Origin of the sequence: Pseudomonas sp. R84, from assembly GCF_009834515.1 — a bacterium.
Classification (GTDB): Bacteria; Pseudomonadota; Gammaproteobacteria; order Pseudomonadales; family Pseudomonadaceae; genus Aquipseudomonas.
The window spans coordinates 1,030,141-1,042,508 of record NZ_CP019426.1 but is presented as its reverse complement, the minus strand read 5'-3'; the positions used below and the strand labels follow the sequence as shown (position 1 = coordinate 1,042,508).

General features: G+C 58.0%; 11 protein-coding genes and 1 pseudogene. 6 read left to right on the top strand and 6 right to left on the bottom strand.

Translation table 11 applies throughout. The annotated features are described in order from the left end of the window. Positions 1–7: 7 nt before the first annotated feature. The 4 genes and pseudogenes from PspR84_RS29820 to PspR84_RS04600 all read right to left on the bottom strand — a co-directional run. Positions 8–94, bottom strand: a pseudogene (locus PspR84_RS29820) (metal ABC transporter ATP-binding protein); the annotation flags it as partial. 91 nt (positions 95–185) lie between these two features. Further along, positions 186–443 (bottom strand): hypothetical protein, encoded by a 258-nt coding sequence (locus PspR84_RS04610; RefSeq protein ID WP_095125385.1) that lies wholly within the window; start codon positions 441–443, stop codon positions 186–188. Positions 444–603: 160 nt separating this feature from the next. Next, positions 604–1,800, bottom strand: a complete 1,197-nt coding sequence (locus PspR84_RS04605) for an MFS transporter (protein ID WP_160055825.1) — start codon at positions 1,798–1,800, stop codon at positions 604–606. 724 nt (positions 1,801–2,524) lie between these two features. Next, complete coding sequence (locus tag PspR84_RS04600; protein ID WP_007915312.1) at positions 2,525–4,108, bottom strand: peptide chain release factor 3; 1,584 nt, start codon at positions 4,106–4,108, stop codon at positions 2,525–2,527. Between the two features lie 330 nt (positions 4,109–4,438). Between PspR84_RS04600 and PspR84_RS04595 the strand changes: the two genes are divergently transcribed. From PspR84_RS04595 to PspR84_RS04570, 6 genes are all read left to right on the top strand, one after another. Beyond that, positions 4,439–5,155, top strand: coding sequence for an ABC transporter permease (locus PspR84_RS04595; RefSeq protein WP_160055823.1), 717 nt, complete (start codon positions 4,439–4,441; stop codon positions 5,153–5,155). 21 nt (positions 5,156–5,176) lie between these two features. Beyond that, the gene (locus PspR84_RS04590) at positions 5,177–6,070 is read left to right on the top strand and encodes a glycine betaine ABC transporter substrate-binding protein (RefSeq protein ID WP_160055821.1); all 894 of its coding nucleotides are present in this window, start codon (positions 5,177–5,179) and stop codon (positions 6,068–6,070) included. 12 nt (positions 6,071–6,082) lie between these two features. Continuing rightward, on the top strand, positions 6,083–6,736 hold the full coding sequence (locus tag PspR84_RS04585; RefSeq protein WP_160055819.1) for an ABC transporter permease: 654 nt from the start codon (positions 6,083–6,085) through the stop codon (positions 6,734–6,736). Beyond that, a complete protein-coding gene (locus PspR84_RS04580; protein WP_038357499.1) occupies positions 6,733–7,887 on the top strand; it encodes an ABC transporter ATP-binding protein in 1,155 nt (384 codons plus the stop codon). The genes PspR84_RS04585 and PspR84_RS04580 overlap by 4 nt, the downstream gene beginning before the upstream one ends. Before the next feature lie 132 nt (positions 7,888–8,019). Further along, positions 8,020–8,781 (top strand): hypothetical protein, encoded by a 762-nt coding sequence (locus PspR84_RS04575; protein WP_160055817.1) that lies wholly within the window; start codon positions 8,020–8,022, stop codon positions 8,779–8,781. 630 nt (positions 8,782–9,411) lie between these two features. Further along, positions 9,412–10,575, top strand: a complete 1,164-nt coding sequence (locus PspR84_RS04570; RefSeq protein WP_016986476.1) for a type III PLP-dependent enzyme — start codon at positions 9,412–9,414, stop codon at positions 10,573–10,575. Positions 10,576–10,842: 267 nt separating this feature from the next. Here the strand turns inward: PspR84_RS04570 and PspR84_RS04565 are convergent, their stop codons facing one another. Next, on the bottom strand, positions 10,843–11,583 hold the full coding sequence (locus PspR84_RS04565; RefSeq protein ID WP_160055815.1) for a tetratricopeptide repeat protein: 741 nt from the start codon (positions 11,581–11,583) through the stop codon (positions 10,843–10,845). Continuing rightward, a complete protein-coding gene (locus PspR84_RS04560) occupies positions 11,580–12,260 on the bottom strand; it encodes a Fe2+-dependent dioxygenase (protein ID WP_160055813.1) in 681 nt (226 codons plus the stop codon). The genes PspR84_RS04565 and PspR84_RS04560 overlap by 4 nt, the downstream gene beginning before the upstream one ends. Between the last annotated feature and the right edge of the window lie 108 nt (positions 12,261–12,368).

Below are 12,368 nucleotides of genomic sequence, written 5' to 3'. Positions count from 1 at the left end.
AACAATGTGGGAGCGAGCCTGCTCGCGAAAGCGGTGAATCAGTCACCATTAATGTTGACTGAGATGACGCCTTCGCGAGCAGGCTCGCTCCCACAGGGGATGTGAGTTATCCCTGAGTTAACCAAACCCCTTCCGCCTCGATTGCGCATCAGTCGAGGCAGAAGGGGTTTTCTTTTGTCTGCGATTTACGATTGGCTATCGCCTTCGTCGTCATCAGTGTCCGGATCATCGGTGGTCGAGTCGTCGTCATCGGCGCTGCCGCCCTGCCCCTGATCGCCCGGCTCGGACTCAGACTTGGCGAGCATCAAGCCGCTGTGCCCGACCTGTCCGTTGAACGCCTGAGATTCATGATCCTCGCACTCGGCCCAGGCCGTCGCGGTGCCGAGGGACAGCATGACCATCACTTTCAACAGCAATAAAACCCGTAGCAACCTGCTTTTCATAGCTGACTCCATCCACTTTCAGGTGAGACATTCGTGCCTGACTGGCGCTGTGTAAAATCTAGTTCCGATCCATCGGGTTCACCAGATAGGACGCTATCGAGCGCGCAGAAATGCCCTCGACAGACAGATTGCTTTCGAATAACGCCAATAGCGGGATCAGCTAAGCGACCGGGCGCACGCGCGTGGCCTGCCAAGTCAGCGGGATGGAAATCAACACCATCAGCGCACTCGCCAGCCACACACTGTGGCCGCCGAAATGACCGTACAACTGGCCACTGAGTACCGGTGACAACAGCGCACTGGCGCTCCAGCTCATAAAGAACAGGCCGAAGTACTGACCGCTTTTACCGCCTTGGGCAAAACGCATGGCCAGCACATTCAGCGGCGGCATGAAAAAGGCCTCGCCCAAGGTCCAGATCAGCGTCGACAAGCAGACGTAAAACAGCCCGGAACCGAACGGCAGCATGCCCAACCCGCAAGCCAGTAACACACTGCCGAGCAGCATTTGCCGGCGCATACCCCAGCGCTCGCCCCAATGCGACAGCGGAATCTGCAGGGCAATCACCAACAACGCATTGAGGCCGAACTGCCAACCGATCGCCTCGGTGCTCAACTGATAGTAATCACGCAGATAGTTACCCAGTGTGCTGTAGACCGTATCAAACGCGATGCCAAGCACGGCCGTCGCCGCCAGCAACCAGAGGAACGGTTTGTCGCGATACGGCACCCCGGAACCTGAGTCATCCGTGGACTTTTCGTCATTGATCAGCACCGGTCGTTGCCACGTGGTGCGAACAAACCAGAGCAGCGCCAACAACGTCATCGCCGCGCTGCCGAAAAACACCCAGCGAAAATCGGTCTGCGCCAACACCCCGCCCGCGACACCGGCGGCGGCCATCCCAAGGTTGCGCGCAACCCGGCTCAAAGCCTGCGCGCGCGAGCGCTGCGCCACCTCGCAATATTCCATGATCAGCCGCTGATGCAGCGTGCGAATAGCCCCATCGATGGTACCGCTGAGCAACAGCAAAGCCGCCAGCAACGGCACTTGCGTGACCAGCCCCAACAGCATCAGCACCCACACCGAAATAAAGAACAGCGCCGCCGTCAGCCGCGCCGTGCGCACATGATCACTGAGCCAGCCACCGAGCATCGAACCGACCAGCAACCCCGCGCCGTACGCCGACAACAGCCAGCCAACCGTCTCAATCGCCAGCCCCAGCTCGTGACGCAGGTAGAGCGCCATGAACAGCTTGACCATGCTGCTCAAGCGATTGATGAACAACAGCGCCGCGAGCACCCAGGCCATTGCGCCGAAATAGCCGTTCAGCCGTAGCAAGTGAGTCAGGCGACTCGTCATTCCATTGACCTCTCAAAGCGACTTGCGTGGAGCTGGAACACTAACGGTCAGTTGGCAGGTTGTCGCGTTCAAGTGCATCGAGATCACGAAAAACCGAGTCGTCCTACAGCCATTGCGCGCGTTAAAACCGTGCCGAAGATCAAAAGCCCCTCACCCTAGCCCTCTCCCAGAGGGAGAGGGGACTGACCGCAGTGATTACAAGAGCTACGCCGACGTGAAATACCGAGTCGAACTCAGATCTTGAAAAGCCCACAAATCGGCTCCCTCTCCCTTGGGAGAGGGCTGGGGTGAGGGGAAAATCCACCACAAATCCAAAGCCGACCACGCCGTGCTCTTCACCACTCGACAGGATGAGCGTTAGCTCGGCTGCAGCTCTTGATCTGTAGGGCGAAGTCGGAAGGCTGAGTGGAGGGATTGATCCGGGCATGGGAGCGCAGCGACCGTTTGGCGAAGCCAAACACAGCGAAAGGAGGTGCAGCGAAGCAAACCGTAGACGCTGCGCCCGGATCGATCCCGCAGCGAAGGAACCCCGAGCCCCAGCGAGCGGGCCGTACGTAGGAGCAAGCGTTTTTGGTTACTTTTTAGGCGTTTGTAAAAAGTGACCCGCCGTAAGGGCGGAACCCTAAGCCGCCATCACCCAAAAACGGATATACCCCCAAAACCAAAGCAAAAAAAAGCCCCCTAGGCATACACCTAGAGGGCTTCGGACAAACCAATTCAGAACTTAATGATGCTCACGCGTCGCCCGGAATTTCACATCCGGCCAACGCTCTTCCATCAACGCCAGATTAACCCGCGTAGGCGCCAGGTAAGTCAGGTGACCACCGCCATCAACGGCAAGGTTCTCCACAGCCTTGTTGGAAAACTCCTCAAGCTTCTTCTTGTCGCTGCACTCAATCCAGCGCGCGGAATACACAGTGATCGGCTCATACGAGCACTCAACCTTGTACTCCTCCTTCAAACGACTCGCGACCACATCGAACTGCAGCACACCGACGGCGCCCAGAATGATGTCGTTGCTGCGCTCCGGGAAAAACACCTGCGTCGCGCCCTCTTCAGCCAACTGCTGCAGACCCTGACGCAACTGCTTGGACTTCAGCGGATCACGCAGACGCACACGACGGAACAGCTCCGGCGCAAAGTGCGGGATACCGGTAAACCCGAGGGTTTCACCTTCACTGAAGGTGTCGCCGATCTGGATCGTACCGTGGTTGTGCAGACCAATGATGTCGCCGGCAAAGGCTTCTTCAAGCTGCTCGCGCTCGGAGGAGAAGAACGTCAAGGCGTCGCCGATGCGCACGTCCTTGCCGGTGCGCACGTGGCGCATCTTCATGCCTTTTTCGTACTTGCCGGAGCAAATGCGCATGAAGGCAATGCGGTCGCGGTGTTTCGGGTCCATGTTCGCCTGGATCTTGAAGATGAAGCCCGAGAACTTCTCTTCCACTGGCTCAACGGTACGCTCGTTGGCCACACGGGCCAGCGGACGCGGCGCCCAATCAACAACAGCATCGAGAACGTGGTCAACACCGAAGTTGCCCAGTGCAGTACCGAAGAACACCGGAGTCAGCTGACCGTCGAGAAATTCCTGCTGGTTGAATTCGTGGCAGGCGCCCTGAACCAGTTCCAACTGTTCGATGAAACGCTCGTACTCGTCGCCCAAATGCGCGCGGGCTTCGTCGGAGTCGAGCTTCTCGATGATCTTGGTTTCGGTGCGTTCGTGACCGTGACCGGCGGTGTAGACAATGATGTAGTCGTCGGCCAGGTGGTACACGCCCTTGAAGTCGCGGTAGCAACCGATCGGCCAGGTGATCGGTGCGGCCTTGATCTTAAGAACGGCTTCGATTTCATCGAGCAGTTCGATCGGGTCGCGGATATCACGGTCGAGTTTGTTGATGAAGCTGACGATCGGCGTGTCACGCAGACGGCAGACGTCCATCAGCGCAATGGTCCGTGGCTCGACACCTTTACCGCCGTCGAGGACCATCAATGCCGAGTCCACCGCCGTCAGGGTACGGTAGGTATCTTCGGAGAAGTCTTCGTGGCCCGGGGTATCGAGCAGGTTGATCATGTGTTCGCGATACGGGAACTGCATGACCGACGTGGTAATGGAAATACCCCGCTGCTTCTCCATCTCCATCCAGTCGGATGTCGCATGGCGATCGGATTTACGGGATTTCACCGTACCGGCCACTGCAATCGCCTTGCCCATCAACAGGAGCTTTTCGGTGATCGTGGTTTTACCGGCATCGGGGTGGGAAATAATGGCGAAAGTGCGGCGTTTCGCGACTTCGGCGGCCTGGTTGGTCATGGGAAATCGCCTGGCGGTGATTCAAAAAAGGGCCGCGATTATAGCCCAACTCGATGCAATAACCGAACCGTTGAGCACATTAAGGGTGGCCAAATGCTGCCGCAGATGGGAACCTTTTAAAGCACGGAGACGTCCATCCCCTGTTACGAATTTTCGTCAGGGGCTGAAAAATCAGCAAGTTAGCCTGACGAGGCTGCGCTCATGGCTCGCTTTCAGCCCCCTTTTGCGGCGCTGAAAAACGGCTACTTTTCGCGAACGACTCTCCCGGCAGCCATGTACGGCTTGCCACACGGGACTGCGCTCGCCGACTACAAAAAAAGGAGTCCGCCTGTGGCTATCCGCTATGGCAAAGGGCTGATTGGAGGTGCGGTGGTGATCGCGCTCCTGGCCCTGCTGGTCCACTGGATCGGCATCAACACGATCGAACACTACCGCGACGATTTGTTGTTTTACCTGCAAGCTCATCTGATTCTCGTCCTCGCTTCAATGCTGGCCGCCCTGGTCGTGGGCATCCCCGCCGGTATCTTTCTCAGTCGCCCGACCATGGTCGGCCGCGCTGAACGCTTCATGCAGATCTTCAATATCGGTAACACCGTGCCTCCGCTGGCCGTGCTCGCGATTGCCTTGGGCGTCCTCGGCATTGGCAGTGGCCCAGCGATCTTCGCTTTGTTCCTCGCCTCCCTGTTGCCGATTGTGCGCAACACCTACGAAGGCCTGAAAAACGTCCAGGGCTCGCTGAAAGAAGCGGCCGTCGGCATCGGCATGACCCCGCGCCAGGTACTGTGGAAAGTCGAATTGCCCAACGCCGTGCCGATCATCGTCGGTGGCGTGCGCGTGGCTTTGGCGATCAACGTCGGCACCGCGCCGCTGGCGTTCCTGATCGGTGCCAACAGCCTCGGCAGCCTGATCTTCCCTGGCATCGCCCTGAACAATCAGCCGCAACTGCTGCTCGGCGCCGCGTGCACCGCACTGCTGGCCTTGCTGCTTGATGGCGTCGTCACCCTCGCCAGCCGTATCTGGCTGGAACGCGGTTTGCGCCCGTCTTAAGGCTTTTGCGAAGGAATACCTATGAAACGATTTAGTTTGATTCTGGGCTGCATCCTGCTGTTCGCAGGCGTCGCCCAAGCCGTTGAAAAACCGGTTATCCGCCTCGGCGCCCGAGTGTTTACCGAGCAGACCCTGCTCGCGGAAATCACCGCGCAATACCTGCGCAGCAAAGGCTACGACGCGCAGATCACCGGTGGCCTGGGCAGCAACCTCGCCCGCAGCGCCCACGAAAGCGGGCAGCTGGACATGCTCTGGGAATACACCGGCGTGTCGCTGGTGGCCTACAACCATGTCACCGAAAAACTCGACAGCGCCCAGTCCTACGCCAAGGTAAAAGAACTCGACGCGAAAAAAGGCCTGGTCTGGCTGACGCCGTCGAAATTCAGCAACACCTACGCCCTCGCGCTGCCGAAAAAAGTGGCTGAGGAATATCCGCAGATCACCAACATCAGTCAGTTGAACGAGGTGCTGCGCGCTGAAGCCAAGACCAATCATCTGGTGGCGCTGGATACCGAGTTCGCCAATCGCTCCGACGGCCTGATCGGCATGGTCGATCTCTACGGCATGAACCTGAGCCGCAAGAACATCCGGCAGATGGACGCGGGCCTGGTCTACACCGCGCTGCGCAACGGTCAGGTGTTTGCCGGCCTGGTTTACACCACCGACGGTCGCCTCAATGCCTTCGGCCTGAAACTGCTGGAAGACGACAAGCACTACTTCCCCGACTACACCGCCGCACCGGTGGTGCGTCAGGCCTACCTCGACGCGCACCCGCAACTGGCCGAGCAACTCAAGCCGCTGGCCGAACTGTTCGATGACGAAACCATGCGCCAGCTCAATGCGCGGGTCGATGTCGATCACGAAAGCCCTTCGAAAGTCGCTGCCGATTTCCTGCGCCAGCACCCACTCAACTAAGGAGGAAAAGTCATGGAATTTCTGAACGCCTTTTCCCACCTCGACTGGCAGCAGGTGATGCACCTGACCTGGCAGCACATCACCCTGGTCGGCATCGCCGTGACACTGGCGATTGTCGTTGGCGTGCCGTTGGGCATTCTGATGACGCGGTTTCCGACCCTCGCCGGTCCCTTGCAAGCCAGCGCCACCGTGCTGCTGACCGTGCCGTCGATTGCCCTGTTCGGTCTGCTGCTGCCGCTCTACTCCAAGTTCGGTCAGGGCCTCGGCCCGATGCCGGCGATCACCGCGGTGTTCCTTTATTCACTGCTGCCGATCATGCGCAACACCTACCTCGCCCTCACTGGCGTGGAACCAGGCATCCGTGAAGCCGCACGCGGTATCGGCATGACCTTTGGCCAGCGCCTGCGCATGGTCGAGTTGCCGATCGCCGTGCCGGTGATCCTCGCCGGCGTGCGCACCGCCGTGGTGATGAACATCGGCGTGATGACCATCGCCGCGACCATCGGCGCCGGCGGCCTCGGTGTGTTGATCCTCGCCTCCATCAGCCGCAGTGACATGTCGATGCTGATCGTCGGCGCGCTGCTGGTCAGTCTTCTGGCCATTTTCGCTGACCTGTTTCTCCAATGGCTGCAACGCTCGTTGACTCCAAAAGGACTGCTCAAATGATCGAACTTCAAAACCTCAGCAAAACTTTCCAAAGCAACGGCAAAGACGTCAAAGCCGTGGACTCGGTAAGCCTGACCGTCAATGAAGGCGAAATCTGTGTGTTCCTCGGGCCATCGGGTTGCGGCAAAAGCACCACGCTGAAGATGATCAACCGCCTGATCAAACCGACCTCGGGCAAGATCCTCATCAACGGCGAAGACACCACCGACCTCGACGAAGTGACCCTGCGCCGCAACATCGGCTACGTGATCCAGCAGATCGGCCTGTTCCCGAACATGACCATCGAAGAGAACATCGTCGTCGTGCCGAAACTGCTCGGCTGGGACAAACAGAAATGCCACGACCGCGCCCGCGAGTTGATGAGCATGATCAAGCTCGAACCCAAGCAGTATCTGCATCGCTATCCGCGTGAACTATCCGGTGGTCAGCAACAGCGCATCGGCGTGATCCGCGCACTGGCGGCCGATGCGCCGCTGCTGCTGATGGACGAACCATTCGGCGCGGTCGATCCGATCAACCGCGAGATGATCCAGAACGAATTCTTCGAAATGCAGCGCGCGCTGAACAAGACCGTGATCATGGTCAGCCACGACATCGACGAAGCGATCAAACTCGGCGACAAGATCGCTATCTTCCGTGCCGGCAAACTGCTGCAAATCGATCATCCGGACACGCTGCTCGCGCACCCGGCAGACGACTTTGTCAGCAACTTCGTCGGCCAGGACAGCACGCTCAAGCGTCTGTTGTTGGTGAAGGCAGAAGATGCGGCGGACAACGCACCATCGGTGAGCCCGGAGACGCCGGTGGCTGATGCGCTGGAATTGATGGATGAGCATGACCGTCGCTACGTGGTGGTCACCTGTGCCGAGAACAAGGCGCTGGGTTATGTGCGTCGTCGTGATCTGCATCGCCAGACCGGCACCTGCGCGCAATTCCTGCGCGAGTTCAATGCCACAGCGGCGTACGACGAGCATTTGCGCATCCTGCTGTCGCGCATGTACGAGTTCAACCGTTCGTGGCTGCCGGTGATGGACGCCGAGCGGGTGTTCCTCGGTGAGGTCACGCAGGAGTCGATTGCGGCGTATCTGAGTTCGGGTCGTTCGCGCGGGATGAAGACCAGCATCGTCTCGCCGGCGGAGGCAGTGGCGTAACCACTTGAAATGGGGCTGCCACAGCAGCCCCTGATCATCTGCAATGAGTTGAATTGATCGGAACACATACAAGCCGATAGCATCGTGGTTTGCGGATAATGACGTCCGCGCGAACCGATCAAGGACCCTTGCATGATCGATCAAATTGCAGCCCTGAACTCGCTACGTAAAGATCTGCCAGATGCCATTGGCTGGACAACGATGGGGCCTTATCTGTATCACGCTCCAGCAGAGATGGTGACTGGGGAAACTCGTTACACCTGCACGCAAATCGCACTTTATAACGAGTCGGATTCAACCCTGGCTGACGTCAAATTGCTGTACCGGGGAAACTTCGAATTCGTCCCGCTTATCACGTACTCTCGACACGAAGCAGCCGTGAAATGGGAACACAATGCGGCGGACAAGGAACTGGTGCTCAAACAGGTTCCGCCCAATGAAGAAGTCGATATCTCGATTTACAACCCACGGGACTTCGAGGTTGTGCAGGTTCTGGTGAATGGAAGGAAAATCACCGATTTCATGACTCGCAGAGCCTTGGCCAAGGCGTATCCCACTCCACTGCGCTGGCGGATCGCATTCCCCGTGCTAGGCATTCTTGTCCTCGGCGCGCTGTCGTACACCAGTTGGCGGACCTACTCGATGGTCAAGAGCAACATGGATTACGAGCGTGATTATTCGCTTCTCTCTACGGTACCCAACGGCTTTTCCGGTTGCCATCCCTATGTTTTTGACAACCCCCCAAACGATTCCAGTGAGAAACAACTCGAGCGTCTCTTGAAACAGCAAAACCAGTGGATGGATTTCATTCTGGCGATGAACAAAGTTTCATTACCTGAGGAGTTACACCTTAAGGATCGAGTGGTGCTGTGCAAGTCGATCGAGAAATCCTGAATCAAATGGGCTGGTCACCGGTTTGTCGTGATAGGTGCGGCAAGTTTGCAGCGATGGTCTGCGATACCCCATGCGGGACTTAACGTTCGCAAGCTTGCACCGTAAATTTTCATCGCTTCACGTCTGGAAAGAAAAATGAACACCAGCGCTGGGCACCGGCTGGCTGATGCCCCCCTTAAGACAACTCAAATTACGCCATTGAGACTGTCTTTGCGGGGAACGTCGGGGATGTCGAGCCTATTGAAGATAACTGGCATTTAGCGGAGAACGGCAGCGAACGTGCAGGCATTTTTAACACTGAAAAAATCGACGGGAACATCTGCCCGTCATCTCGGTCGGCTACAAGGAGAGATGAATGCGACGTACGTCAGAAGCGTGCAAAAACGCGACATTTTTAGTTGATCTCAGGCCCCTCACGCCCTAAAGTTCGCGCCGAACGTCCATGCTGGAAACGATCCATCCGGCTCAAGTACTGACGACGAGACAGCAAGGCCAAGGGAAAGCTGCACATCCCATGGCCTTTTTGCTTTCGGCGACATGCCTTGGGAAGTAGGCGAACCAAAGTGGGGATACGGAGGGCGTTCATTTGCACCCATTGATTTTTCGAGTTTGCCCATAGGAGCTCCCAGTATGTCGATCCAGGTCGAAGACTATTTCGCGCGCGCTACATTCGACAAAATGAAGGCGTTTGCCGACAAACAGGAAACCCCGTTCGTGGTGATCGACACCGCGATGATCAGCCAGGCCTACGATGACCTGCGCGCCGGTTTCGAATTCGCCAAGGTCTACTACGCGGTCAAGGCCAACCCGGCCGTCGAGATCATCGACCTGCTCAAAGAGAAAGGTTCGAGCTTCGACATCGCCTCCATCTATGAGCTGGACAAAGTGATGGATCGCGGCGTCAGCGCCGACCGTATCAGCTACGGCAACACCATCAAGAAATCCAAGGACATCCGCTACTTCTACGAGAAGGGCGTGCGTCTGTTCTCCACCGACTCCGAAGCCGACCTGCGCAACATCGCCAAGGCTGCACCGGGTTCGAAAGTCTATGTGCGCATCCTCACCGAAGGCTCGACCACGGCTGACTGGCCGCTGTCGCGCAAATTCGGCTGCCAGACCGACATGGCCATGGACCTGCTGATCCTCGCCCGCGACCTCGGTCTGGTGCCTTACGGCATCTCGTTCCACGTTGGCTCGCAGCAACGCGACATCAGCGTCTGGGACGCAGCGATCGCCAAGGTCAAAGTAATCTTCGAGCGTCTGAAAGAAGAAGACGGCATCCACCTGAAGCTGATCAACATGGGCGGTGGCTTCCCGGCCAACTACATCACCCGCACCAACAGCCTGGAAACCTACGCCGAAGAAATCATCCGCTTCCTGAAAGAAGACTTCGGAGATGACTTGCCGGAAATCATTCTCGAGCCGGGCCGTTCGTTGATCGCCAACGCCGGCATTCTGGTCAGCGAAGTGGTATTGGTTGCACGCAAGTCGCGCACTGCCGTTGAACGTTGGGTTTACACCGATGTGGGCAAGTTTTCCGGCCTGATCGAAACCATGGACGAAGCGATCAAGTTCCCGATCTGGACCGAGAAGAAAGGCGAGATGGAGGAAGTCGTGATCGCCGGCCCTACCTGCGACAGCGCCGACATCATGTACGAGAACTACAAGTACGGTCTGCCGCTGAACCTGGCGATTGGTGATCGTCTTTACTGGTTGTCGACCGGTGCGTACACCACCAGTTACAGCGCGGTTGAGTTCAATGGCTTCCCGCCGTTGAAGTCGTTTTACGTGTAAGAGCAGCTGCGAGTTTCAAGCTGCTAGCTGCAAGTGAAAAGCCCATGACGTGTCATGGGCTTTTTTTGTGTCTGTGCTTTGAGATTTGTGGTGTGCTTTCGATCTATCCCCCTCACCCCAGCCCTCTCCCCCAAGGGGGCGAGGGGGAAAGGGAGCAGATCGGGGGCTTTTCAAAACCTGAGGTCGACTGGATATCTCAGGTCGGTGTACCTGGAACATCCAACTCGGTCAGTCCCCTCTCCCTCTGGGAGAGGGTTAGGGTGAGGGCTATTGGCACCGAAGCGCGAACCGAGCAGCCATCCCCTGAATCCTGGGATCTGTCGCACCTGACAGCGTCTGACTCGCCACCCGCAGAAAATTCAGATTGCCGCCGGCCAAAGCTTTCTCAAGCCAATCCACCGCCTGATCAATCCGCCCCTCATCCGCTAAAACTGCAGCGAAACTGAACTGCCCGCGAAAATCCCCGCCCTCAGCCGAACGCCGATACCAGTCGCGCGCTGCTGATAGATCCGCCGGGCACACCTGCCCTTCCTCCAGATACCGCCCCAGCAGATTCATCGATTTCGCATGGCCCAATTCAGCCGCACGCCGATACAACGCCAGCGCCTGCAGATGATCCACTGCAACACCCCGCCCGGTCGCCAGCAGATTGGCGAGGTTGTACATCGCCCAATCCAACCCGGCCTCCGCTGCAATCCGGTAGTGCTGCGCGGCAATCGCCGCATCTGCCGAACAACCCCAGCCGTGCTCGTGGCAGCGCCCGAGCATGTTGCGCGCCATCAAATGCCCGCGCCCGGCGGCGATACCGAACCAGCGCAGCGCCAACGGTTGATCCTGTGCGATGCCCTGGCCGTCCAGAAGAATTTGCCCAAGCAAGGCCTGCGCTTCAGCCTCGCCCTCACCCGCCGCAAGCAAAATTGCCTGCGCCGCGCGTGCCGGGCTTTCTACAAGCATAGCGCTGAGTTGTTCGCCGCTGAGGACTTCCTCGCGACGCAATCGGAAACTCATACCTCAACCCAGCGCCGCAGCAGGTTGTGATACGTACCGGTGAGGCGAATCAGCGAAGGATGATCAGGCATGTCGCTGGTGAGCTGCTGAATCGCACCATCCATCTCGAACAGCAACGCGCGCTGGCTGTCTTCGCGTACCAGACTTTGCGTCCAGAAGAACGACGCATAACGCGCACCGCGAGTGACCGCGTTAACCTTGTGCAGGCTGGTGCCGGGGTACAAAACCATATCACCGGCCGGCAGTTTCACCTGTTGCGTGCCGAAGGTGTCCTGGATCTCCAGCTCGCCGCCGTCGTAATCCTCAGGTTCGCTGAAGAACAGCGTCGCCGAAAGATCGGTGCGCACCCGTTCGATGCTGCCCTTGGGTTGGCGCACGGCGTTGTCGATGTGGAAATCGAAACTGCCACCGGCGGTGTAACAGTTCACTAACGGCGGGAAGACTTTGTGCGGCAGCGCGGCGGACATGAACAGCGGATTTTTCCACAGCCGTTCAAGCATCGCTGCACCGATTTCCTTCGCCAGCGGATGGCCTTCGGGCAGTTGCAGATTGTGCTTGGCCTTGGCTGATTGAAACCCCGCTGTGATCTTGCCATCGGCCCAATCGGCCTGCTCCAACGCCTGGCGAATGCGCTGCACTTCGTCTTTCGCGAACAGTGCGGGGATATGCAGCAGCATGGCGATGTCACCTGATGGCAAAGAGGCGGCAATGGTATTGATTCTTATTGGCCGTGTAAAACCCGATAGACGAATGAACTGGCAAAAACCGTAAGGTTAAATTGTAAA